24 protein-coding genes and 1 tRNA gene are annotated in these 24,830 nt (G+C 54.3%); 1 reads left to right on the plus strand and 24 read right to left on the minus strand.

Going from position 1 to position 24,830, the window contains the following annotated elements; all coding sequences use genetic code 11:
• Positions 1 to 96: 96 nt before the first annotated feature.
• The 20 genes from QLG07_RS22210 to sdhC all read right to left on the minus strand — a co-directional run bounded on the left by QLG07_RS22210 (position 97) and on the right by sdhC (position 19,592).
• Positions 97 to 172: transfer RNA gene (locus tag QLG07_RS22210), tRNA-Lys, on the minus strand.
• A 164-nt stretch (positions 173 to 336) separates the two neighbouring features.
• Positions 337 to 1,140, minus strand: coding sequence for a cell division protein CpoB (gene cpoB / locus QLG07_RS22215; protein WP_133624159.1), 804 nt, complete (start codon positions 1,138 to 1,140; stop codon positions 337 to 339).
• A 9-nt stretch (positions 1,141 to 1,149) separates the two neighbouring features.
• Positions 1,150 to 1,668 carry a peptidoglycan-associated lipoprotein Pal gene (pal, locus tag QLG07_RS22220; protein ID WP_048916711.1) on the minus strand — a complete coding sequence of 173 codons (519 nt, stop codon included), beginning with the start codon at positions 1,666 to 1,668 and terminating at the stop codon, positions 1,150 to 1,152.
• Positions 1,669 to 1,712: 44 nt separating this feature from the next.
• Positions 1,713 to 3,005 (minus strand): Tol-Pal system beta propeller repeat protein TolB, encoded by a 1,293-nt coding sequence (gene tolB, locus QLG07_RS22225; RefSeq protein WP_048916712.1) that lies wholly within the window; start codon positions 3,003 to 3,005, stop codon positions 1,713 to 1,715.
• A gap of 107 nt (positions 3,006 to 3,112) precedes the next feature.
• Positions 3,113 to 4,396 (minus strand): cell envelope integrity protein TolA, encoded by a 1,284-nt coding sequence (gene tolA, locus QLG07_RS22230; RefSeq protein WP_099753592.1) that lies wholly within the window; start codon positions 4,394 to 4,396, stop codon positions 3,113 to 3,115.
• Between the two features lie 29 nt (positions 4,397 to 4,425).
• The gene (gene tolR / locus QLG07_RS22235) at positions 4,426 to 4,857 is read right to left on the minus strand and encodes a colicin uptake protein TolR (RefSeq protein WP_048916715.1); all 432 of its coding nucleotides are present in this window, start codon (positions 4,855 to 4,857) and stop codon (positions 4,426 to 4,428) included.
• Positions 4,858 to 4,870: 13 nt separating this feature from the next.
• The gene (gene tolQ / locus QLG07_RS22240) at positions 4,871 to 5,548 is read right to left on the minus strand and encodes a Tol-Pal system protein TolQ (RefSeq protein ID WP_180276721.1); all 678 of its coding nucleotides are present in this window, start codon (positions 5,546 to 5,548) and stop codon (positions 4,871 to 4,873) included.
• A gap of 5 nt (positions 5,549 to 5,553) precedes the next feature.
• A complete protein-coding gene (gene ybgC / locus QLG07_RS22245) occupies positions 5,554 to 5,958 on the minus strand; it encodes a tol-pal system-associated acyl-CoA thioesterase (protein WP_048916717.1) in 405 nt (134 codons plus the stop codon).
• 251 nt (positions 5,959 to 6,209) lie between these two features.
• Positions 6,210 to 6,503, minus strand: coding sequence for a cyd operon protein YbgE (ybgE, locus tag QLG07_RS22250; RefSeq protein ID WP_048916718.1), 294 nt, complete (start codon positions 6,501 to 6,503; stop codon positions 6,210 to 6,212).
• Entirely contained in the window at positions 6,503 to 6,613 is a 111-nt protein-coding gene (cydX, locus tag QLG07_RS22255; protein WP_099753591.1) for a cytochrome bd-I oxidase subunit CydX, read from the minus strand. Before cydX ends, ybgE begins: the two co-directional genes overlap by 1 nt.
• A gap of 16 nt (positions 6,614 to 6,629) precedes the next feature.
• A complete protein-coding gene (gene cydB / locus QLG07_RS22260) occupies positions 6,630 to 7,769 on the minus strand; it encodes a cytochrome d ubiquinol oxidase subunit II (protein ID WP_282470175.1) in 1,140 nt (379 codons plus the stop codon).
• A 15-nt stretch (positions 7,770 to 7,784) separates the two neighbouring features.
• Positions 7,785 to 9,353, minus strand: a complete 1,569-nt coding sequence (gene cydA / locus QLG07_RS22265) for a cytochrome ubiquinol oxidase subunit I (RefSeq protein WP_099753589.1) — start codon at positions 9,351 to 9,353, stop codon at positions 7,785 to 7,787.
• Positions 9,354 to 9,961: 608 nt separating this feature from the next.
• Positions 9,962 to 10,834 carry a succinate--CoA ligase subunit alpha gene (sucD, locus tag QLG07_RS22270; protein ID WP_048916721.1) on the minus strand — a complete coding sequence of 291 codons (873 nt, stop codon included), beginning with the start codon at positions 10,832 to 10,834 and terminating at the stop codon, positions 9,962 to 9,964.
• Positions 10,834 to 12,000: an ADP-forming succinate--CoA ligase subunit beta gene (sucC, locus tag QLG07_RS22275; RefSeq protein ID WP_048916722.1), complete on the minus strand. Its 1,167-nt coding sequence runs from the start codon at positions 11,998 to 12,000 to the stop codon at positions 10,834 to 10,836. The genes sucD and sucC overlap by 1 nt, the downstream gene beginning before the upstream one ends.
• An 88-nt stretch (positions 12,001 to 12,088) precedes the next feature.
• Entirely contained in the window at positions 12,089 to 13,312 is a 1,224-nt protein-coding gene (gene odhB / locus QLG07_RS22280) for a 2-oxoglutarate dehydrogenase complex dihydrolipoyllysine-residue succinyltransferase (protein WP_048916723.1), read from the minus strand.
• Positions 13,313 to 13,325: 13 nt separating this feature from the next.
• The gene (sucA, locus tag QLG07_RS22285) at positions 13,326 to 16,133 is read right to left on the minus strand and encodes a 2-oxoglutarate dehydrogenase E1 component (RefSeq protein ID WP_282470176.1); all 2,808 of its coding nucleotides are present in this window, start codon (positions 16,131 to 16,133) and stop codon (positions 13,326 to 13,328) included.
• A 230-nt stretch (positions 16,134 to 16,363) separates the two neighbouring features.
• Entirely contained in the window at positions 16,364 to 17,080 is a 717-nt protein-coding gene (locus QLG07_RS22290; protein ID WP_048916725.1) for a succinate dehydrogenase iron-sulfur subunit, read from the minus strand.
• Between the two features lie 15 nt (positions 17,081 to 17,095).
• Positions 17,096 to 18,862, minus strand: a complete 1,767-nt coding sequence (sdhA, locus tag QLG07_RS22295; RefSeq protein ID WP_099753588.1) for a succinate dehydrogenase flavoprotein subunit — start codon at positions 18,860 to 18,862, stop codon at positions 17,096 to 17,098.
• Positions 18,862 to 19,209 (minus strand): succinate dehydrogenase membrane anchor subunit, encoded by a 348-nt coding sequence (gene sdhD, locus QLG07_RS22300; RefSeq protein ID WP_048916727.1) that lies wholly within the window; start codon positions 19,207 to 19,209, stop codon positions 18,862 to 18,864. The genes sdhA and sdhD overlap by 1 nt, the downstream gene beginning before the upstream one ends.
• Positions 19,203 to 19,592, minus strand: coding sequence for a succinate dehydrogenase cytochrome b556 subunit (sdhC, locus tag QLG07_RS22305; protein ID WP_048916728.1), 390 nt, complete (start codon positions 19,590 to 19,592; stop codon positions 19,203 to 19,205). Before sdhC ends, sdhD begins: the two co-directional genes overlap by 7 nt.
• Positions 19,593 to 20,227: 635 nt before the next feature.
• Between sdhC and QLG07_RS22310 the strand changes: the two genes are divergently transcribed.
• Positions 20,228 to 21,511, plus strand: coding sequence for a citrate synthase (locus QLG07_RS22310; RefSeq protein WP_048916730.1), 1,284 nt, complete (start codon positions 20,228 to 20,230; stop codon positions 21,509 to 21,511).
• A gap of 90 nt (positions 21,512 to 21,601) precedes the next feature.
• Here QLG07_RS22310 and nei read toward each other — a convergent pair whose 3' ends face one another.
• The 4 genes from nei to QLG07_RS22330 are packed head-to-tail and all read right to left on the minus strand — an operon-like array spanning position 21,602 to position 24,777.
• Positions 21,602 to 22,393, minus strand: coding sequence for an endonuclease VIII (nei, locus tag QLG07_RS22315; protein ID WP_282470177.1), 792 nt, complete (start codon positions 22,391 to 22,393; stop codon positions 21,602 to 21,604).
• A gap of 17 nt (positions 22,394 to 22,410) precedes the next feature.
• Positions 22,411 to 23,052 (minus strand): pyroglutamyl-peptidase I, encoded by a 642-nt coding sequence (gene pcp / locus QLG07_RS22320; RefSeq protein WP_048916732.1) that lies wholly within the window; start codon positions 23,050 to 23,052, stop codon positions 22,411 to 22,413.
• 7 nt (positions 23,053 to 23,059) lie between these two features.
• A complete protein-coding gene (locus QLG07_RS22325; protein WP_282470178.1) occupies positions 23,060 to 24,049 on the minus strand; it encodes a DUF979 domain-containing protein in 990 nt (329 codons plus the stop codon).
• A complete protein-coding gene (locus QLG07_RS22330) occupies positions 24,049 to 24,777 on the minus strand; it encodes a DUF969 domain-containing protein (RefSeq protein WP_282470179.1) in 729 nt (242 codons plus the stop codon). Before QLG07_RS22330 ends, QLG07_RS22325 begins: the two co-directional genes overlap by 1 nt.
• Between the last annotated feature and the right edge of the window lie 53 nt (positions 24,778 to 24,830).

The following is a 24,830-nucleotide window of genomic DNA, read 5'->3' on the forward strand; positions in this document are numbered from 1 at the left end:
CCGACCCCCTCCGTGTAAAGGAGATGCTCTACCAACTGAGCTAATCACCCATATCGAAACTTTAAAGCACGGTTTACACCGCTTAAAACTTAATAGTGGTGGGTCGTGCAGGATTCGAACCTGCGACCAATTGATTAAAAGTCAACTGCTCTACCAACTGAGCTAACGACCCACTTTTGTGCTGCTGGCGTCTCTTAACATATCCCCCGGCAACGGCGGCATATATTACTGATTTGAATTTCCAGCGCAACCACTATTTCAGGTTAAGCTGTTCAACTGCTTAGCTTTCACGCGGTAAGACCAGAATTCAGGCGAAATCTGGCCAGATGGCGCAAATTAAAGAGCGGCCGAACGTTTTTGCGCCTGTTTCGCTGCATCAGTATTAGGGTAAAGTTTTACCACCTGCTGATACACCGCTTTGGCTTTTGCCTTGTCGCCTTTTTCCTGCATGATCACCCCCACCTTCAGCAGCGCATCGCCACTCTTCGGTGATTTAGGGTAATTTTTTACTACGGTGGCAAAATAATAGGCCGCGTCGTCTTTTTTACCTTTGTTGTAATTCAACTGTCCCAGCCAGTAATTGGCATTCGGCTGGAAGGTGGAATCCGGATACTTCTTCACAAAGGCCTGAAAAGCGGCGATCGCCTGATCGTACTGCTTTTTCTCCAGCACCAGTGCCACTGCGGCATTGTAGTCGGTGTTGGCATCACCGCTTTGCACAGGCGCAGCAGCAGCGGCGGCAGGAGCCGCCGCCGCGTCGCTACCTGACGCACCGCTATTGCCTGCCGCAGCATCGCCGCCAGCTGCTGCTGCGTTAGCATTTGCGCCACCGCTGCTCAGACTGTCGATCTGCTGGTAAAGGCCTTTCTGACGTTCCACAACCTGGTTCAGCTGATAGCTGTTTTCCTGGATCTGACCACGTAACTGGTCAATATCATTTTGGTTAGCGGAAAGTTGCTGCTGAAGCTGCTGGAGGAGCTGTGCCTGAGCATTAGAAATACGCTCAAGAGTGGTGACGCGGTCTTCAACCGAGCCAGAGCCAACGTTACTGATTGTTGCCTGGGCATTAGCGGCCCAGGGGGCCGCTACGCCAATCAGTAACGACAGACTCAACAGGTGAGTTCTGAAGCTACTAATCATGTGATTCTCTTAGTAAACCAGTACTGCACGACGGTTTTTAGCATAAGCTGATTCGTCGTGACCCAGTACTGCAGGTTTTTCTTTACCGTAAGAAACGATAGAGATCTGGTCAGCAGAAACGCCTTTACCCTGCAGGTACATTTTCACAGCAGTAGCACGACGCTCGCCCAGTGAAATGTTGTACTCAGGAGTACCGCGCTCATCCGCATGACCTTCTACGGTCACTTTGTAAGATGGGTTGCTACGCAGGAAGTTTGCGTGTGCATCCAGCATCTGAGCGAATTCTGACTGGATGTCAAACTTGTCCAGACCGAAGTAAACGATGTTGTTTTTCTGCAGTTCTTGCATCTGCAGACGTGCCTGCTCGTCAGAAGACATGTTACCGCTGTTCATGCCGCTGTTAGAACCGTCACCCATGCCCATACCGTTGGTCTGGTCATTGTTGTTGTTCTTGTGAGAGCTACATGCAGCCACTGCGATTACTGGCAGTGCCAGCAGTAAGCCTTTCAGCACTTTGTTCAGTTGCATTATTTAATTCCTATTATAGTTTGCCATACATATTTACACATGCATCACAGATACGGCGACCAGGCAGGAAATTTGACCTGTCCATCGGTTGCCGGAAGACGCGCTTTGAAACGCCCATCCGTCGAAACCAACTGCAATACGGAACCCATCCCCTGAGTAGAGCTATAGATTACCATCGTGCCGTTAGGTGCGAGACTTGGCGTCTCATCCAGGAACGTGTCCGTTAATTGTTGAACGGCTCCCGTTACCAGATCTTGTCGAGCGACGTGTTGAGCGCCGCTGTTGGTGCTGACCATCACCATTGATTTGCCATCAGTGCTTACGTCGCCATCCTGGTTTTGACCGCCTTCCCAGGTAATGCGCTGCGGCGTGCCGCCGTTAACACCAATTTTATAAATTTGCGGACGACCGGCCTGGTCGGAGGTATAGGCCAGAGTCTGGCTGTCCGGGAACCAGGTCGGTTCAGTGCTGTTGTAACGACCGTCGGTCACCTGAGTGATCTGGCCTGAACCCAGGTTCATCACGTAGAGATTCAGACTGCCGGTTTTCGACAGTGCGAATGCCAGCTTAGAACCATCGGGTGAGAATGCAGGCGCACCGTTGTGACGCGGGAATGAGGCTACCTGTTTAATTGCACCGTTAGCCAGCGTCTGAATCACCAGCGCAGACTTACCGCTTTCAAAGGTCACATAAGCCACTTTACTCCCGTCTGGAGACCAGGCAGGGGACATCAATGGCTGCGGTGAACGGTGAACCACAAACTGGTTGTAGCCGTCGTAGTCGGAAACGCGCAGTTCATACGGGAACTGGCCGCCGTTGGTCTGCACCACGTAAGCAATACGCGTACGGAATGCACCTTTAATGCCGGTCAGCTTTTCAAAGCTCTCATCACTGGCGGTGTGTGCGGCGTAGCGCAGCCACTGCTTGGTGACTTTGAACTGGTTTTGCGCCAGTACCGCACCAGGGTTACCCGAGGTGTCGACCAGCTGGTAAGAGACGGTATAGCTACCGTCAGCGCCCGGCTGAACCTGGCCCACAACCACCGCATCAATACCCAGCGCGGTCCATGCAGCGGGCTGCACTTCGGCAGCAGAGGTAGGCTGCTGTGGTAAACGTGAACGATCGATTGGGTTAAATTTACCGCTGTTACGTAAGTCGGCAGCAACGATGCCACCAATATCTTCCGGTGCTGCACCCGGGCCGTCCCACTTAAACGGCACAACGCCGATAGGACGCGCGGTGTTCACACCCTGAGTAATTTCAATGCGAACTTCTGCATGCGCAACCGCGACAAACAGCATTAAAACGCTCAGCGCTACACGAAATGCCTGCTTCATTATTTCTCCCTTACCCGGACATAGCACCCGTGGTAAATAGCCTTGTAATCAACAAACCTAAGAGTACGACATGGTGAACATAGTTCAACATGCCGCTTATTACCGAATTATTGTGGCTTGAAACGCATCGGGGCGTTTTTGAACACCTCATAAACCGCCTGCGAAGGGGGTTTAGGAATGCGAGCCTGCTTAGCTGCCGCTATGGCCGCCTGGCAAAGTGCCGGGTCACCACCTTCAGACTGAACACTGATCAACATACCATCCGGAGCTAGCTTAATTCGCAGATCGCAGGTTTTACCGGCATAAGTACTCGCGTCGTAGAACTTGCTCTGAATGGCAGCTGTAATTTGCCCCAGATAACCATTAATCTCCGCGCCAGATGCCCCTGCAGTTTTCTGGTTGCCCTGCCCTGCAGCCCCACCGCCTCCGGCAGCTTTACCGGACTTCGGCGCATTTTTACCTGAAGTCAGGTCACCCAGCAGGTCACCGACATCACCAGACTCTTTCGCGGCTTCCGCTGCGGCTTTCTTCTTGGCGGCGGCATCGGCTTTGGCTTTCGCCGCAGCGTCAGCTTTTGCCTGAGCGGCAGCATCAGCTTTGGCTTTGGCCGCGGCCTCGGCTTTTTCTTTCGCAGCAGCAGCGGCTTTCTCTTTCGCCTCTTCTGCGGCTTTGGCTTTCGCATCGGCAGCAGCCTGCTGTTTCGCTTCCTGGGCTGCTTTCGCATCCGCCGCTGCTTTCGCTTTGGCTTCCGCGGTCGCCTTGGCTTTCGCATCGGCCACGGCTTTCTCTTTAGCGGCTTCTGCTGCGGCCTGCTTCGCTTCGGCCTCAGCTTGTTTCTTCGCATCAGCAGCGGCTTTTTTAGCCTCTTCTGCCGCTTTTTTCTGGGCGTCAGCCGCAGATTTCGCCTGGGCATCTGCCTGAGCTTTGGCATCGGCTTTCGCTTTTGCCGCGGCGGCTTCTGCCTGTTTTTGCTCTTGTTGAGCCTGCTTCGCCGCGTCCGCTGCCTGTTTCTGCTCAGCCGCCTGTTGTGCGGCCTGCTGTTTGGCTTCTTCCTGCGCCTGCAGACGCTCTTTCTCCATCTGCTTTAGCTGCTTCTGTTCAGCAGCCTGCTTTTGCTGCAGCTCTTCCGCCTGCTGCTGCGCCTGTTTCTGGCGCTGCTGCTCGGCACGTTTGCTTTCGCTCTGCTGATTTTGCTGACGATTGTACTGTTCTACCACCGCGCCAGAATCGACCATCACTGCATCAATATCGCTACCGCCACCGCCGCCGCTGGCGTCGATGTTTTCGTCAAACGAGCTCCATACCAGTAGTGCAATCAAAATGATGTGCAAAATGACTGATACGGTTATGGCACGTTTTAACTTTTCGTCTTGCTCGGTTGCCTTCGACACTCTCGGTTCCCAAAAACGGTTCGAATGAATTAAATCGGCTGCGTCATTAATCCGACAGACTTAACGCCGGCCTGATGCAGCAAGTTGAGCGCCTTGATGATCTCGTCATAAGGCACTTCTTTGGCTCCGCCAATCAGGAACACGGTTTTCGGGTTAGCCGTGATGCGACGCTGCGCCTCGGCAACCACCTGTTCCGGTGGCAGCTGCTCCATCCGATCGTGATCAACCACCAGGCTGTACTGCCCGACTCCGGAAACTTCGACGATCACCGGAGGGTTATCATCGCTGGAGACGGTCTTAGAATCCGTTGCGTCCGGCAGATCGACTTCCACGCTCTGGGTGATGATCGGCGCCGTTGCCATGAAAATCAGCAGCAGCACCAGCAGCACGTCCAGCAGCGGTACGATATTTATCTCGGACTTAACTTCGCGGCGACCACCGCGACCACGTTTTCTGGCCATGCTAACCTCCGACTTACTTGCTGACGTCGCTTGAGAATGCCTGACGATGCAGGATAGCCGTGAACTCTTCCATGAAGTTATCGTAGTTCTGCTCCAGCTTGTTAACACGCTGGCTCAGGCGGTTATAGGCCATAACCGCCGGGATGGCTGCAAACAGACCAATCGCCGTGGCGATCAGTGCTTCAGCGATACCCGGTGCCACCATTTGCAAGGTGGCCTGCTTCACCGCGCCCAGCGCGATAAAGGCATGCATGATCCCCCACACCGTACCAAACAGGCCGATATATGGACTGATTGAACCGACGGTGCCAAGGAAAGGAATGTGGTTTTCAAGCGCTTCCAGTTCACGGTTCATGGAGATGCGCATAGCGCGCGTCGCGCCTTCTACCACCGCTTCCGGCGCGTGATTGTTGGCACGATGCAGACGGGCAAACTCTTTAAAGCCTGCGTAGAAAATCTGCTCAGAACCGCCCAGCTCATCGCGACGGGCCTGGCTTTCCTGATAGAGACGAGACAGCTCGATACCAGACCAGAACTTATCTTCGAAGGCATCCGCATCACGCGTGGCAGCATTCAGAATACGGGTACGCTGAATGATAACGGCCCAGGAGGCGATAGAAAACCCGATCAAAATCAACATGATAAGTTTGACCAGAAGGCTCGCCTTCAGGAACAAATCAAGAATGTTCATGTCAGTCACTGCTTGAACTCCGCGACAATAGACTTGGGAAGCGCTATCGGCTTCATTAGATGTGGATTGATGCAGGCAATAAGGACTTCTGCTTCATTGAGCACACGGCCTTCTGCATTAACGATGCGTTGTGCGAATGTCATGGTCGTTCTGCTCATGGCAATGACCTCGCTCTGCACGTCGAGCATATCATCGAGACGGGCAGCTGCAAGGTAATCGACCGTGATACGACGCACGACAAAGCCGACCTGCTGTTCCAGCAAAGCCTGCTGATTGAAATGGTGCTGGCGCAACATTTCAGTCCGTGCCCGTTCATAAAAAGCGACATAGCTGGCATGGTAAACCACACCACCGGCGTCGGTATCTTCGTAATAGACACGCACCGGCCATCGAAACAGCGTTGTACTCACTCTACATCCCGGTAATGCTAATCATTGGTACAGGAAAACGTTGCTACTATACGCAAGAGCTAACTGCTTGGGAATGGATTGCCAGAGGGTTACGAAAATAATTATCCGGCGGTAACAACTTCACTGATTTCAGCATATTTGTTAAACAATGATTGACAAAAAAGCAGGTAAAAAAAGATTGGCGAAGGCGGGAATGAAGTGGAATTTAGCGGGAAAAATTATGGGCCAGAGAAACCTGGCCCATGGCATGCTTAAAGGAAGAAAAATCCGACCCCGCTCAGCAATATCAGCAGCGCGGGCAGTGGCGCAAATAACCCACGCCAGCGCAGACGCTGGGGGCGGAATCCGACACCGTGGATCACCCCGGCACACACCGCCCACATCAGCAGTAACCCCTGCCAGATTGTCAGCTCGCTGCTGTTGGCTGCGAAGCGTGACGGGTCCCAAAACATGCAGCCCGCCAGCAGCAACGCCGCCACCAGGGACAGCGCCCGTAACGGGCCCTTATCCATCAGTTGATAAAGACGAGCGATGCCCTCCCCCATTACGATTTCTCTTCAGCGCTTGCCGCTTCAGCCTGCTCTAACGCCAGGGCTGTAATAATACCGAAGGCACAGGCCAGCAGCGTGCCGAGGATCCAGGCAAAATACCACATGATGACGCTCCTTCTGTTAATAGAGAGAATTGCTGTTACCTTCAATATGCTCTTTGGTCAGGCGACCGAACATTTTGTAGTAACACCAGGTTGTATAAGCCAGGATGATTGGCACAAAGATAATGGCTGCCACGGTCATCACTTTCAGGGTCAGCAGCGTCGACGTGGCATCCCACATCGTCAGGCTGACGTTAGGTACGGTGCTGGAAGGCATCACGAACGGGAACATCGCTACCCCCGCAGTCAGGATCACGCAGGCCATGGTTAGGGAAGAGAAGACAAATGCCCACGCCCCTTTCTCCAGCCACGAACACATAATGGTCAGCAGCGGCAGCACCACGCCCAGCGCCGGAATGCTCCAGAGAATCGGTGCATTATTGAAATTCACCATCCAGGCACCCGCCTGCTGACTCACTTCTTTCACCAGCGGGTTGGACGGGCCGTTATGATCCAGTACCGAGGTCACCACGTAACCATCAATCCCGTAAACGACCCAGATGCCTGCCAGCACAAAGCACACCATCATCACCAGCGCACAGATCTGCGCGGTAATGCGCGCGCGCAGGTGCAGCTCACCCACGGTACGCATCTGCAGATAAGTTGCCCCCTGAGTCAGGAACATCATCAGGCTAACGATACCTGCCAGCAGGCCAAACGGGTTAAGCAGCTGGAAGAAGTTGCCGGTGTAGAACAGGCGCAGGTCAGTATCAATATGGAAAGGCACGCCCTGCAGCAGGTTACCGAACGCCACCCCGATCACCAGCGGTGGTACAAAGCTGCCAATAAAGATTGCCCAGTCCCACATTCCACGCCAGCGCGGATCTTCTATTTTCGAGCGGTAGTCAAAACCGACCGGACGGAAGAACAGCGAGGCCAGCACCAGGATCATCGCCACGTAGAAGCCGGAGAAGGCCGCCGCATAAACGGTAGGCCAGGCGGCAAACAGTGCACCGCCGGCAGTGATCAGCCAAACCTGGTTGCCGTCCCAGTGCGGGGCGATACTGTTGATCATGATGCGGCGTTCGGTATCGGTACGGCCGAGAATGCGCGACAGCACCCCCACCCCCATATCGAAACCATCGGTGATGGCGAATCCGATACACAGGATGCCAATCAGCAGCCACCAGATAAAACGCATTAGTTCATAAGTTAACATGTGTGCACTCCTGTCTTATCGAACCGGCTGCGGCGCAGTGGCGGACTGTTCAAAGTGATAGCGCCCGGTTTTCAAGCTGCTTGGGCCAAGGCGCGCAAACTTGAACATCAGATACATTTCAGCGACCAGGAATAGCGTGTACAGACCGCAAATCAGTCCGATGGAGAACAGCAGATCGCCAATGGTCAGTGACGAGTTCGCCACGGCGGTTGGCAGCACTTCACCGATGGCCCACGGCTGGCGGCCGTATTCAGCAACAAACCAGCCTGACTCAATGGCGATCCACGGTAACGGAATACCGTATAGCGCGCATTTAAGTAGCAGCGGGCACTTGCCGATGCGATTGCGGATCACCGACCAGAACGACAGGCCGATAATCAACAGCATCAGTACGCCACACAGCACCATAATGCGGAATGAGAAGTAGAGCGGCGCCACGGCAGGAATCGAATCTTTAGTGGCCTGCTGGATTTGTGCTTCGCTGGCATCCGCCACGTTCGGCGTATAGCGTTTCAGCAACAGCCCGTAACCGAGGTCCTTCTTGGCCGCGTTGAATTCAGCACGTACGGCAGGATCCTGATTGCCGGTGCGAAGCTGCTGCAGCAGCTGATAAGCCTTCATGCCGTTACGAATACGCACTTCGTGCTCGCTCATCAGCTCTTTCAGGCCGGTCACCTGCTTATCCACGGAGCGAGTGGCAATTAAGCCCAGCGCCCAGGGGATCTGAATAGCATAGTTATTGCGCTGTGCTTCCTGATCGGGAATACCAAACAGGGTAAACGCCGCCGGGGCTGGCTGGGTTTCCCATTCGGCTTCAATAGCCGCCAGTTTGGTTTTCTGCACGTCACCGACTTCGTAGCCTGACTCATCACCCAGCACGATGACGGAGAGGATAGCGGCCATGCCAAAGCTGGCGGCAATGGCAAAGGAGCGTTTGGCAAAGGCCATATCGCGCCCGCGCAGAAGATAGTAGGAGCTGACCCCAAGGATAAACATCGCACCGCAGGTATAGCCTGCCGCCACGGTGTGAACGAATTTAACCTGAGCAACGGGGTTGAGGACCAGTTCAGAGAAGCTGATCATCTCCATGCGCATGGTTTCGAAATTGAAATCGGAGGCAACCGGGTTTTGCATCCAGCCATTTGCCACCAGAATCCACAGCGCAGAAAGGTTTGAGCCTAATGCCACCAGCCAGGTCACAGCCATATGCTGTACTTTACCCAGACGATCCCAGCCGAAGAAGAATAGCCCGACAAAGGTGGATTCAAGGAAGAACGCCATTAAACCTTCAATGGCGAGCGGAGCACCGAAGATATCCCCGACATAGTGAGAGTAGTAAGACCAGTTGGTGCCGAACTGAAACTCCATGGTAAGTCCGGTGGCGACGCCCAGAGCAAAGTTAATACCAAATAACTTGCCCCAGAATTTGGTCATATCTTTATAGATCTGTTTGCCGGACAGAACATATACGGTTTCCATGATTGCCAGTAAAAACGCCATACCCAGCGTTAATGGCACAAACAGGAAATGATACATGGCAGTCAAGGCAAACTGTAATCGCGACAGTTCGACAATATCCAACATTTCGACTCCTTGCTCCGCTAGCAGATCGCGCTGAATAATACCCGAGTAAAACACTCAGTTATTCTCGACGAAATCTCCAACAAATGAAATTTTATCCCATGGTAGTTTTCGACGCAGGGCGCGACGCCTTAGCCTGACGACTAAAGGTTACCAACGGCTTAAACACGCTAATTTTAGAGGTTTTACTATTGTACGCCTTTATACACACAACTTTAAAGCGGTTTTGTGACGACAGTATTATTTTTCCCTTTTCACATCAATTTGCTGAGCGGTATAGGTAAACCCGCCAAATTGATACAGCGCAATTTAAACTAAAAGCTAAGACACTTTCCAGCAATAAAGACGATAAATAAAACTGCTTTTCTTGATCCAGATTAAGATAATGACTGGCATTAATATGGTAGCAAAAAGGAGATGTTAAGTTATTGTATGCGCTTTCCAGATGGGCGTTAAATATAAACACAAGATCGTGCTTATTTTAGGTTAAATGATTTTTACCTGATGGAGGGATAAAAAATAAAGTTAAATCTCAAGCTGATAAAAGTGTGGCATAAGAAGATAAAAAAGCCACCCGCAGGTGGCTTTTTTTGCTGTATTGCACAGCGTGCTTACTGAGGCAGAACCGCTTTCACCGCGTCGCCGATGTCAGCCAGGCTGCGCACGGTTTTCACGCCTGCCGCTTCCAGGGCAGCAAACTTCTCATCAGCTGTCCCTTTACCGCCTGCAATAATTGCACCCGCATGGCCCATACGCTTACCTTTAGGCGCGGTCACGCCTGCAATGTAACCGACAACCGGCTTGGTGACGTACTCTTTGATAAACGCAGCCGCTTCTTCTTCTGCGCTACCACCGATCTCACCGATCATCACAATCGCTTCAGTCTGTGGGTCGTCCTGGAACAGCTTCAGGATATCGATAAAGTTAGAGCCCGGAATCGGGTCACCACCGATACCCACGCAGGTAGACTGGCCGTAGCCAATATCTGTAGTCTGCTTAACGGCTTCATATGTCAGCGTACCAGAGCGGGAAACGATACCGATACGGCCCGGCTGGTGGATGTGACCTGGCATGATGCCGATTTTGCACTCGCCTGGGGTGATAACACCCGGGCAGTTTGGACCGATCATACGCACGCCAGCTTCATCCAGCTTCACTTTTACCGTCAGCATATCCAGCGTTGGAATACCTTCAGTGATGGTGATGATCAGCTTGATGCCTGCATCGATAGCTTCCAGGATACCGTCTTTGCAGAACGGAGCAGGAACATAGATCACAGAGGCAGTTGCCCCCGTGGCTTCTACGGCTTCGCGTACGGTGTTGAATACCGGCAGACCGAGGTGCTCAGTACCGCCTTTGCCTGGGGTGACACCGCCAACCAGCTGAGTACCATAAGCTAATGCCTGCTCGGAGTGGAAAGTACCCTGCCCACCGGTGAAGCCCTGGCAGATAACTTTGGTGTTTTTATCGATCAAAATAGACATTATTTACCCTCCGCTGCGGCAACAACGCGCTGCGCCGCGTCACTCAGGCTGGTTGCTGCAATAATATTCAGGCCGCTGTCTGCCAGTTTTTTGGCACCCAACTCGGCATTGTTACCTTCCAGACGGACCACTACCGGGACGTTCACGCCCACTTCAGCGACCGCGCCAATAATACCGTCAGCAATCAGGTCGCAGCGTACGATGCCGCCGAAGATGTTAACGAATACGGCTTTCACCGCGTCGTCAGACAGGATGATTTTGAACGCTTCGGTGACGCGCTCTTTGGTTGCGCCGCCGCCAACGTCCAGGAAGTTAGCTGGCTGGCCACCGCTCAGCTTCACGATGTCCATGGTGCCCATTGCCAGACCGGCGCCGTTTACCATGCAGCCGATGTTACCTTCCAGTGCCACATAGTTCAGTTCCCACTGCGCTGCGTGTGCTTCGCGTGAGTCTTCCTGGCTTGGGTCACGCATTTCGCGCAGCTCAGGCTGGCGGAAAAGTGCGTTGCCGTCGGCAGTCAGTTTACCGTCCAGGCAGACCAGATCGCCCTGCTTGGTGATGACCAGCGGGTTGATCTCAACCAGTGCCAGGTCACGCTCCAGGAACAGCGTTGCCAGACCCATGAAGATCTTGGTGAACTGGCCAACCTGCTTACCGGTCAGACCCAGTTTGAACGCCAGCTCACGGCCCTGATAGGGCTGTGGTCCAGTCAGCGGGTCCAGCGCCATTTTATGGATCAGGTGCGGGGTTTCTTCCGCGACTTTCTCAATTTCTACGCCGCCCTCAGTAGAGGCCATAAACACCACACGACGCGTGCCACGGTCGACTACCGCGCCCAGGTACAGCTCCTGGTCGATGTCGGTCGCAGATTCAACCAGAATCTGGTTAACCGGCTGACCATGTGCGTCTGTCTGGTAGGTCACCAGACGTTTGCCCAGCCAGTTTTCAGCGAATGCGCGGATGTCTTCTTTACTATTTACCACTTTCACACCGCCCGCTTTACCACGGCCACCGGCATGAACCTGACATTTCACTACCCACGGGCCGGCACCAATTTTAGAGGCGGCTTCTTCTGCTTCGCGTGGCGTGGTGCAGGCATAACCGGTTGGTGCCGGTAAGCCATACCGTGCAAACAACTGTTTTGCCTGATATTCGTGTAAGTTCATGATGTTCTATCCATTCAGGTCTGAAAAGACTTAGCCACGTTGTGGCTACACATAGGGTTGGGCACGGCGCAAGGCCGTGCCCAGGGGGTTAGACATCCAGCAGCAGACGCTGTGGATCTTCCAGCAGTTCTTTGATTGCGACCAGATAACCGACAGATTCGCGGCCATCGATCAGACGGTGATCGTAAGAAAGTGCCAGATACATCATTGGCTGGATCACCACCTGACCATTCACCGCCATTGGACGATCTTTAATGGCGTGCATGCCAAGGATCGCGCTCTGCGGTGGGTTGATGATCGGGGTAGACATCAGCGAGCCGAACACACCACCGTTGGTGATGGTGAAATTACCGCCGGTCAGTTCGTCAACGGTCAGCTTACCGTCGCGCCCTTTCACCGCCAGCTCTTTAATTTTCTTCTCAATATCCGCCATGCTCAGCGCATCAACATCTTTCAGCACTGGCGTCACCAGGCCGCGCGGCGTGGAAACCGCGATGCTAACGTCGAAGTAGTTGTGGTAAACCACATCTTCGCCATCAATGGAGGCATTCACTTCCGGGTAACGCTTCAGCGCTTCAACCACCGCTTTGATGTAGAAGGACATAAAGCCCAGACGCACACCATGACGTTTCTCGAACGCTTCACCGTACTGCTTACGCAGTGACATGATTGGCTGCATGTTCACTTCGTTGAAGGTGGTCAGCATGGCAGTGCTGTTCTTCGCTTCCAGCAGACGTTCAGCGACGCGTTTGCGCAGGCGCGTCATCGGAACGCGTTTTTCGCTACGGTTGCCGAGTGAAGTTGCTGGAGCAGCAGCAGCAGGTGCCGCTTTAGGTTCTTCCGCTTTCGCAGGTGCCTTAGCCAGATGTTTTTCCACGTCTTCACGCGTGATTCGGCCACCGACACCCGTGCCTTTAATGGCTGCGGCATCAAGGCTGTGCTCAGCAATCAGGCGACGGATCGCCGGGCTCAGTGCGTCATTGCTCTCTTCTTCCAGCGAAGCAGTCTGGCGCTGTGCCGGAGTAGAATCATTGCTTTCTGCTTTAGCTGAGGTCTCTTTACCGCCGCTGTTGCCTTCTTTCAGGCGACCCAGCGCCTGGCGAGAAAGCACGGTCGCGCCTTCTTCTTCCAGAATCGCTTCCAGCACACCATCCGCAGGTGCAGGAACTTCCAGCACCACTTTATCGGTTTCAATTTCTACCAGCACTTCATCACGCTTAACGCTGTCGCCGGGCTTTTTATGCCAGGTTGCCACGCTGGCATCGGCGACGGATTCAGGCAGGTCAGGAACAACGATATCTACGCTACTCATTATTTATCCTTAATTATTCAACGTTCAGCGCGTCATTAACCAGATCTTGCTGCTGCGTCTGGTGAACGGACATATAGCCTACTGCCGGTGATGCAGATGCAGGACGACCGGCATAACGTAATGAAGCCCCAAACGGCACGACTTCGCGGAAATGGTGCTGGCTGCAATACCAGGCACCCTGGTTCAGTGGCTCTTCCTGACACCAGACAAAGTCATGCACGTGGGAATACTGTTGCAGCACATCCTGCACCGCTTTATGCGGGAACGGATAGAGCTGCTCAATACGCACGATGGCGACGTTGGTTTGTTCATTTTTGCGGCGCTTGTCAAGCAGGTCGTAGTAGACCTTACCGGAGCACAGCACAACGCGTTTCACGCCCTGAGGATCAAGGTCGTCGATCTCACCAATTGCCGTCTGGAACGCACCATTGGCCAGCTCTTCCAGTGAAGATACTGCCTGTGGATGACGTAACAGTGACTTCGGTGACATCACCACCAGCGGACGGCGCATGCCGCGCAGAGCCTGACGGCGCAGCATGTGGTAAACCTGTGCTGGCGTTGAAGGCACGCAAACCTGCATGTTCTGCTCGGCGCAAAGCTGCAGATAACGCTCAAGGCGTGCGGAAGAGTGTTCCGGACCCTGGCCTTCGTAACCATGCGGCAGCAGCATCACCAGGCCACACATACGGCCCCATTTCTGTTCGCCAGAGCTGATGAACTGGTCGATAACCACCTGAGCACCGTTGGCGAAGTCACCGAACTGCGCTTCCCAAATAGTCAGGGTGCGCGGTTCCGCAGTCGCATAACCATATTCAAATGCCAGCACGGCTTCTTCCGACAGGACGGAGTCCCAGACTTTGAAGATGCCCTGACCGTTATGAACGTGCTGCAACGGCGTGTAAGTCGAGCCGTTAGCCTGATTGTGGATGACGGCATGACGGTGGAAGAAGGTTCCGCGCCCCATATCCTCACCGGAGAGACGGCATGGAATGCCTTCATCAACCAGCGTGGCATAAGCGAGGTTTTCTGCAGCGCCCCAGTCGAACATTTTGTTGCCGGCCGCCATCTCTGCACGGTCATGGTAAATCTTGGCAACGCGCGACTGCATTTCCACCGCTTCCGGCACCGTACTGATGCGCTTAGCCAGTTCCTGCAGGCGCTTCAGTTCGATGGTTTCAGGATAACCTTCATCCCAGTCATGGTTCAGATAAGGCGACCATGTAAAGGAGTGCAGGCTCATCGGGCGCCATTCCGGCACAACGCACTCACCGGCATCCAGCGCATCACGGTACAGGTTGACCATTTCCGTGGCATCTTCCAGGCTGGCGACTTTTTCAGCTTCCAGCTTGTCAGCATAGATTTTACGCGGTGTCGGGTGCTTCTTGATTTTCTGGTACATCACCGGCTGCGTGGCGCTTGGCTCATCAGCTTCGTTGTGACCGTGACGGCGATAGCAGACCAGATCGATAAACACATCGCGTTTAAAGGTGTTACGGAAATCCAACGCCAGGCGGGTAACAAAGGCCACCGCTTCCGGGTCGTCGGCATTGACGTGGAAGATAGGTGCCAGCACCATTTTACCAATATCAGTACAGTACTGCGTAGAGCGGGCATCTTTCGGGTTTGAGGTGGTGAAACCAATTTGGTTATTGATCACGATACGCACGGTACCGCCCACTTCATAGCCGCGCGCCTGGGACATGTTCAGGGTTTCCTGCACCACGCCCTGCCCGATTACCGCGGCATCGCCGTGAATGGTAATCGGTAATACTTTATTGCTGCTCGGTTCATCCAGACGGTCAAGACGGGCGCGTACCGATCCCATCACTACCGGGCTGACGATCTCCAGATGCGACGGGTTAAACGCCAGCGCCAGGTGAACCATGCCGCCTTCGGTTTCCACATCCGAAGAGAAGCCCATATGGTACTTCACGTCGCCGGTGCCGAGGTGCTCTTTATGCTTGCCGGAGAATTCGTCGAACAGGTCCTGAGGCTTTTTGCCCAGCACGTTGATCAGTACGTTCAGACGACCACGGTGCGCCATACCCAGCACCACTTCGCGCGTGCCGCTCTTACCGGCATGGCGGATCATCTCATTGAGCATTGGCACCAGCGCATCGCCACCTTCCAGTGAGAAGCGTTTGGCACCCGGGAATTTCGCCCCGAGGTAACGCTCCAGACCTTCTGCTGCGGTCAGCTGTTTGAGGAAGCCTTTTTTCTCTTCAACAGAGTAAGAGGCCTGCCCCACTACGGATTCCAGACGCTGTTGGATCCAGCGCTTTTCTTCCGTGTTGGTGATGTGCATGTACTCCGCACCGATCGAACCGCAATAGGTCTGTTTCAGTGCAGCATACAGGTCCGCCAGTTTTAGCGTCTCTTTGCCAATGGCGAAGGACCCGACGTTAAAACTCTCCTGGAAATCTGCATCGCTCAGGCCGTGATAGGCTGGATCGAGATCCGGAACATCTTCCTGTTTCCACAGGCCAAGCGGATCGAGGTTTGCCTGCTGATGACCGCGGAATCGGAACGCGTTTATCAGCTGCAGTACCTTAACCTGTTTGGCATTGGTTTCAGGGTCGCTAACGGAGGCCGTATAGCGCGAGGCATCTTTCGCCAGACGGCGGAAATATTCGCGCGTGGTGGAGTGAAATTGCTCAGGTCTAACCCCAGTGCCAGGAAGCTGCTGGAAAAGGGTCTTCCAGGCATCATCGACAGAGTCAGGATCGGTTAAAAAGTCCTCATAGAGCTGCTCTATGTAGGACTGGTTCGCGCCGGCCAGCCAGGTGGAGTCCAGCCAGGGTTTCATCGCGCTGTTCTGCATTGTGATCCCTTAAGCATATGTGTGCTTTTTTTTTCGCCGTGGTTGTATTAGTGGAACCTTTGCAAGTCCCCGCCGCGTTAACGGCTTACCGTGGTACGGTTCTTCGATACGAGCGAAAGGCCCGTAAGGGAACCTTTGCAAAGGGTTTCCGGCAGGGTTACAGCACCGAAAACACCTTACAAAGATCGCCTGGTAAAACACCGGGAACCTGAGGCTCCCGGTATTTAACGCTATGCGCCCCGCTGCAGCAGCATCGACTTAATATGGCCGATCGCACGCGTTGGGTTCAGCCCTTTCGGACATACGCTTACACAGTTCATAATGCTGTGACAGCGGAAAACGCTGAAAGCATCATTCAGATTGTCGAGGCGCGCATCGGTTTCGGTGTCGCGGCTGTCAATCAGGAAACGGTAAGCGGCCAGCAGGCCTGCCGGACCAATAAATTTGTCCGGATTCCACCAGAATGACGGGCATGAGGTGGAGCAGCAGGCGCAAAGAATACATTCGTACAGGCCATCGAGCTTTTCACGCTGTTCTGGCTCCTGCAGATGCTCCCTTGCTGGTGGATTCTGCCCATTATTCAACAGGTAAGGCTTAATTTTCTCATATTGAGTATAGAATTGCCCCATGTCTACCACCAAATCGCGGATTACCGGTAAACCGGGCAGCGGGCGGATGACAATCTTCTGTTTACCATTGCCCAATGCAGAGACGGGGGTAATACAGGCAAGACCATTTTTACCGTTCATGTTGATACCGTCGGAACCACACACTCCTTCACGGCAGGAGCGGCGGAAGGCTAACGTCGGGTCTTTCTCTTTCAGACGCATCAGCGCGTCCAGCAGCATCATGTCACGGCCGTCTTCTGACTCCAGCGTATATTCCTGCATACGCGGAGCATCGTCGACTTCCGGGTTATAGCGATAGATGGAAAATTCGAGTCTCATGATTATCTCCGCAAACTAGTATGTACGCGCTTTCGGCGGGAAGGCCGCACGCAGTTTCGGCTGCATGTTCACCTCACGGCGCGTCATGCTTTCACTTTGCGGCAGATACAGGCTGTGGCATAACCAGTTTGCATCGTCACGTTCAGGATAGTCGAAGCGGCTGTGTGCCCCACGGCTTTCGGTACGGAAGTTAGCTGCAACTGCGGTTGCGTAAGCCGTTTCCATCAGGTTATCCAACTCCAGACACTCAACACGCTGAGTATTGAAATCTGGAGAACGGTCATCCAGGCGGGCATTCTTCAGGCGCTCACGCAGCACTTTCAGCTCTGCCAGCCCTTTTGCCATGGCATCGCCTTCGCGGAATACCGAGAAGTTATGCTGCATACAGGTTTGCAACGCTTTACGCAGTTCAGCCGGATCTTCACCGGTCACGTTGTTGTTCCAGCGGTTGAGACGTGCCAGAGAAGCTTCGACCTCTTCTTCGGTGGCATCGCGCAGTTCGCCCTGTTCGGCAATCGACTCTTGCAAATGCACACCGGCCGCACGACCAAATACCACCAGATCCAGCAGCGAGTTTCCGCCCAGTCGATTTGAACCGTGCACGGACACGCAGGCAATTTCACCCACGGCGAACAGGCCCGGGATCAGCACATCTTCGCCTTTGTCGTTAACGGTTAACGCCTGGCCAGTCACGCGTGTTGGAATACCGCCCATCATATAGTGGCAGGTAGGAATGACCGGAATCGGCTCTTTTACCGGATCAACGTGAGCAAAGGTGCGGGACAGCTCCAGAATACCCGGTAGGCGGGACTCCAGGACATCTTTGCCCAGGTGATCCAGCTTCAGTTTGATGTGTGGCCCCCAAGGTCCCTCGCAGCCGCGCCCTTCGCGGATCTCGATCATCATTGAGCGCGCGACCACATCGCGACCGGCGAGGTCTTTGGCATTCGGTGCGTAACGCTCCATAAAGCGCTCGCCGTGTTTATTCAGCAGATATCCGCCTTCACCACGACAGCCTTCCGTTACCAGTACACCCGCCCCGGCAATGCCGGTTGGGTGGAACTGCCACATTTCCATGTCCTGCACCGGCACACCGGCTCGCAGCGCCATGCCGACACCATCGCCGGTACAGATATGGGCGTTAGTGGTCGACTGATAAATACGCCCGGCTCCGCCGGTTGCGAGAACAGTGGCTCGCGCTTTAAAGTAGACGACTTCACCATCTTCAATATTCAGCGCAGTGCAGCCGACAATAGCGCCATCGGCATTTTTCACCAGATCCAGCGCATACCATTCGGAGAAGATAGTGGTTTTGTTCTTCAGATTCTGCTGATACAGCGTATGCAGCAGAGCATGCCCGGTACGGTCAGCGGCAGCGGCAGTACGTGCCGCCTGTTCACCGCCGAAGTTTTTCGACTGACCGCCGAACGGACGCTGATAGATGCGGCCATCTTCCAGACGAGAAAATGGCAGCCCCATATGTTCCAATTCGGTCACCGCTTCCGGGCCGGTTTTACACATATACTCAATCGCATCCTGGTCGCCGATATAGTCGGAACCTTTCACCGTGTCGTACATGTGCCATTCCCAGTTGTCATCATGGGTATTACCCAAGGCAACGGTGATACCACCCTGCGCAGACACGGTATGGGAACGGGTTGGGAAAACTTTAGACAACAGGGCACAGCTCTGGCCCGATTGGGAAATTTGTAACGCGGCGCGCATACCTGCGCCGCCTGCGCCGATTACTACGGCATCAAATTCTCTTACTGGCAACTTCATTACGCACCCCACACTACTACAGTTCCATAAATCGCATATACCAACAGCGCAACCACAATCACCAGCTGCAGCATCATGCGCATCGCCAGTGGTTTAATGTAGTCGGTCAGTACCTGCCACATGCCGATCCAGCCGTGCACCAAAATGGAGAACAGCGTCAGAAGGGTGAACACTTTAGTAAAGGAGGATGCAAAAAATCCGCGCCAGATGTCATAGGTCAGGGTCCCAGACATCACAATAAAACCGAGGATATACAGCACATACAGGGTCATAACCATGGCGGCAGCACGCAGCAGCAACCAGTCATGAATGCCGTTGCGACCCAGTGCAGAAGCGTTGCTTACCATACGAGGACTCCAGCCAGGATTGAGAGCACGACAGTGATACCGAATGCAATTTGCGCGGAGAGCTTGCCAGTTTGCAAGGTTTCACCCAGGAAGCCAAAGTCCATCATCATATGGCGAATGCCGCCGGCGATATGATACGCCAGTGCGGTTAAGATGCCCCACATAATGAATTTAGCGATAAAGCTGTCCATCACGGCAGATGCCTGCAGGAAGCCTTCGGGTGAAGAGAGCGACAGACCCAGTAGCCAGAGCAGAATCCCGATCGCCACGAAGGTGATCACGCCGGAGACGCGGTGGAGAATGGACGCAATTGCAGTTAAGGGAAACCGGATCGTAGTGAGATCCAAGTTGACAGGTCTTTGTTTTTTCACGGTTTTGCCCACACAGCCTTTCTTATTTTGCTTCCTCCGGTCCTGAAGGCGGGTCAGACAGCGTTAATAAGGCAAGCATTCGCGCCAGGCACCAAAACAACAACGAACGTCCAGTGTCAAAAACGACGCGTATGAAACGCTGGGTGGCTCCTACTGCAGGGTATTTCCGGAGACCTGGCGGCAGTATAGGTGGATCACATTCTCATTACAATTCCCCTACAAACACTTTGGGAACATTTCGGCGGAACAGTGATCGGCCTCACGATTTTCACAATTGATACAATTTTAATTATCTGATTTGACAAAAGTTCAACATTCTTGTTACAAACGGACGGATAAAAGTTCTATGATGCACAAAAGTTATGGGGATACACTTTCCCCTAAGCACAAGTTATGTAACATTGGTCAGGATCATCAATAGACTATCAGGATTGGTTATCACTTTTTGTTATAGCCATACCGCACCGATGAACGACCATGTTACACATCAGAATTGCGCCACTCCGGCCAGCACGCGCCGTCACTCTGTACCCTGCACGTAAAAAGATGCCACAGAGTTGATTACCTCATGCGCCAGGCAAGAGGCTGGGGAAATGCCGCATTCTGTTGATTACGATCCCTATATAAGGCGCTAAGGAGACTGTAAAATGGCTGATAAAAAAGCAACGCTAACCCTCGATGGCGAAGCTCCTATTGAGCTTAATGTGCTAAAAGGCACATTGGGTCAGGAAGAAATTGATGTCCGCACTCTCGGCTCAAAAGGTTACTTCACTTTTGACCCCGGCTTTACCTCTACTGCGTCCTGCGAATCTAAAATCACCTATATCGACGGCGATGAAGGCATTCTGCTACACCGTGGCTTTCCGATTGATCAGCTGGCTTTGCACTCCAACTACCTGGAAGTGTGCTACATCCTGTTGAATGGCGAAGCCCCAAGCGCAGAGCAGTTCGAAGAATTTAAGACCACGGTGACGCGCCATACGATGCTGCACGAGCAGATTCACCATCTGTTCCGTGGTTTCCGTCGTGATTCACACCCAATGGCCGTGATGTGCGGTGTAACCGGTGCACTGGCAGCATTCTACCATGATGCGATGGACGTCAACATTGAGCGCCATCGTGAAATCGCCGCTTTCCGCCTGCTGTCGAAAATGCCGACCATGGCCGCGATGTGCTACAAATATTCCATTGGTCAGCCGTTTGTTTATCCGCGCAACGACCTCTCCTATGCCGGTAACTTCCTGAACATGATGTTCTCCACGCCGTGCGAAGAGTACGTGGTGAACCCGGTGCTGGAGCGTGCGATGGATCGTATTCTGATCCTGCACGCTGACCATGAGCAGAATGCTTCCACCTCTACCGTGCGTACTGCCGGCTCTTCCGGGGCTAACCCGTTTGCCTGTATCGCGGCAGGGATCGCCTCCCTGTGGGGACCCGCACACGGCGGCGCCAACGAAGCCTGTCTGCGCATGCTGGAAGAGATCAGCACCGTTGAGCATATTCCTGAGTTCCTGCGCCGCGCCAAAGATAAGAACGATTCGTTCCGTCTGATGGGCTTCGGTCACCGCGTGTATAAGAACTATGACCCGCGCGCCACCGTCATGCGTGAAACCTGCCATGAAGTGCTGAATGAGCTGGGGATGAAAGATGACCTGCTGGAAGTGGCGATGGAGCTGGAACACATTGCGCTGAACGACCCGTACTTCATCGAACGTAAACTCTATCCAAACGTCGATTTCTATTCAGGCATCATTCTGAAAGCGATGGGCATTCCGTCTTCCATGTTTACCGTGATCTTCGCGATGGCGCGTACCGTGGGCTGGATTGCACACTGGAAAGAGATGCATGACGACGGCGTGAAAATTGCCCGTCCGCGCCAGTTGTATACTGGCTACGATCAGCGCGATTTTACGTCGAATATTAAGAAGTAATTTGCGGGCGGACCGAAAAAGAGAGTCCGCCCCACAGTAACAGAGTAGATTGACGTAGGGGCCGATCGTTTTTGATCGGCCCTTATTTTTTCATTTCTGACAGCCCGGACACCAGTAAAACGGCCGCGACGACAGCGTGGTGCGTTCAATGATGGCACCACAGCGCTCGCACGCCCTCCCTTCCCGATGAAACACCTTAAAGCGAAACAGAGCGCCGTGATGATGATTCTCATCCGCCTGTCCGCGCGTCTGGTAAGAGAGTCGCGGGAGCGCCAGCAGTGCCTTAACCAGCGCATTTAACTGAGCATCATTAAGCGTTTCCGCTTTATGCTGCGGCGCCAGCGCGGCCTGCCAAAGAATTTCCACCCGCAGGTAGTTTCCCAGCCCGGCCAAAAATGACTGGTCCAGCAACAGCCCGCTGAACTGACGTCGGCGAAAACGCTTTGATAATAAACGCTCGCGCACCTGTGCTTCTGTCAGGGTCATATCTAACACGTCCGGCCCGACGCGCTGCAAAAACGGATGGCTGGCCAACCCGTCTGCATCCAGCAGCTCAATTTCCGAAGCGCTATAGAGCAGCAGGGTTTTATCCGCTGCCGCCAGTCTCACCCGCAATACGCGCTTGCTGGCAGGTTCAGTACCGCTATCCACCACGCGCCAGACGCCGTACAGCTGATTATGGCTGTACAGCGTAAGCCCGTTTGAGAAATGAGTTAGCAGCGCTTTGCCACGGGTTTCGATTGCGATGACCCGTTCACCCACCAGCGCCTGCTGATAAGTTTGCAATGCCGGAAAGGCGAACCAGACGTCGGTTAACACCTTGCCCTTAATCGCCTGTTCCAGCCGATCCGCCGCGCGGCGGATTTCAGGACCCTCTGGCATGCTCTCCTCCCTGCGAATTAATGTGTGGCGCCGCCCTCGAGAGGGATATCCTCTTTCACCGTCAGCGCAATACCGATGGCCATCTCCAGCGCCAGCGTTACCGTGGTCAGCGACATGCTGGGTACGCCAGGGTGCTTTATCGCCTGTTCCGGCAGATAGGGAATGTGGATAAAGCCGCCGCGAGTTTTACGGCGCCGCAGGTGGTGCAGCAGGCCATACATCACGTTGTTACAGACATAGGTGCCCGCGGTCTGCGAGACCGAAGCGGGGATCCCCGCCTCGCGAATACCCGCCACCATCGCTTTTACCGGCAGCGTGGCAAAATAGGCAGCCGGTCCCTGCGGCTCGATAGGTTCATCAACCGGCTGCGCCCCGGCGTTGTCGGGAATGCGGGCATCATTCACGTTGATCGCGACGCGCTCCACGCTGATATCGGCTCTGCCGCCCGCCTGCCCCACCGCAATCACCAGTTCGGGTTTCAGCTCATCAATAATGCGGGTGATCTCATCTATCGCAGTACCGAACACGCAGGGTAGCTGTCTGGCGACCACTTTGGTCGAGCCAATCATCCGGTCGCTCAGTTGGCTGACTGCCTCCCAGGCCGGGTTTAACAGCTCGCCATCGAAGGGTTCAAAGCCGGTAATCAATACAGTTTTCATCGTTCCCTCACAAAAACATCAGGAAATAGAGCAGGAAGGTATTGGCCACTAACAGTAGCACACCGGTTGGGATCTGAGCTTTGATCACCGCATTTCGGTCCGGCAGCTCCAGCAGGCGCGCCGGAACAATGTTGAAATTCGCTGCCATCGGCGTCATTAACGTGCCGCAGTAACCGCAGAACATGCCAATCGCCGCCATAACCGCCGGATTGCCATGATGCTGCAGCACCAGAATCGGAATGCCGATGCCGGCAGTCACTATCGGGAATGCGGCAAAGGCATTGCCCATCACCATCGTCAGCAGCGCCATACCCACGGTATACAGCACCACGGCGATGAAGCGGTTATCAACCGCCAGATAGCTTTCGGTCAGATGAGAAATCGCCGACCCCACCCCCGCGCTGGTAAACAGTAATCCGAGGGTCGCCAGAATCTGCGGCAGGATAAACGCCCAGCCGATCGAGTCCAGCAGGCGGCGGGCTTCCTGTAAAGACTGTGCCGGTGCTTCATGCGTCATCTTCAGCGCGATCAGCCACGCCAGCAGGCAGCCAACCGACATCGATAGCAGTGTCACCAGCGTCGAGTGATTCCCCGCGCCGAACACTGCCAGCTGCAGGCCAGGAATGTTATTGAACGCCAGCACGCCAATCACCGTGACCACGGGAATAACCAGCGCCGGTAAAAACAGGCGATTGCCGAGGCGACTCGCGCTCTCTTCGCGCTGCTGCGGCGTGCGGGTAGAGTAGCTGCCCAGCCTGACGCCGCCGCAGCCGGCTATCAGCGCCATCACCACCACACCCACGCCCACACCAATATGCAGGGTGCGTGCGCCGATCCAGGCCGTTGCCCAGTCGCCGATAAAGAAAACCAGGCCGTACAGCGCCCAAAACAGCCCGGTAGTTAAGCGGCGTGGATTACTGTTATCACGCCATGACATCAGCGCCACGATCAGCAGAATAGTGCCTGCCAGCCAGAAGAGATAAGCCTGCTGGAACATTATTTAGCCCCCTTCTGCTGTAAGGCACTGGCATTTAATTTACCCAGTTCAGCCGCCAGTTTTTTATCCAGACGATGCAGGCGCACCGCATGGATCAGGAAAGCACAGACCGCGGTCGGAATACCCCACAGGGCAATATGCAGCGGTTCGGTCTGAATACCCGCCGATTCCTGCATAAAGTTGTGCATAAAGATAATCGCGCCGAATGCCACGAAGATATCCTCACCGAAGAACAGGCCAACGTTATCCGTTGCCGCCGCCATTGCCCGCAGGCGGTAGCGCACCGGAGGCGGCAGCTCGCCATAGCGGTTCTCGCTGGCGCCTTCGGCCATCGGTGCCAGCAGCGGACGCACCATCTGCGGGTGCCCGCCGAGGCTGGTCAGCCCCATGGCGGCCGTCAGCTCACGCGCCAGCAGATAGACAATTAACAGACGTCCGGCAGTGGCGCTGCGTATCCGCGCAATCCATGCCTGCGCCCTCTCCTTCAGCCCGTGGCGCTCCAGCAAGCCAACAACCGCCAGCGGCAGCAGCAGGATAAACGGCAGGTTACGGGTATTCAGGAAGCCGGAGCCCAGCTTTTCCAGGATGTCGCTAACCGGCATCTGTGCGGTCAGTCCGGTGATCACGCCGGCGGCGACCACGACAATGACCGGGTTGAAACGTAAAATAAAGCCGACGACGATGGCAGCAATGCCCAATAGCGGCCAGAGATTAATAGCAGCGTCCATGTTGATTCCTCAGAAAAAAATGCCCCGACGCGGTGGACGGGGCAGAATGAAAA

This window comes from Erwinia sp. V90_4 (assembly GCF_029967685.1).
GTDB classification, from domain to species: domain Bacteria; phylum Pseudomonadota; class Gammaproteobacteria; order Enterobacterales; family Enterobacteriaceae; genus Erwinia; species Erwinia aphidicola.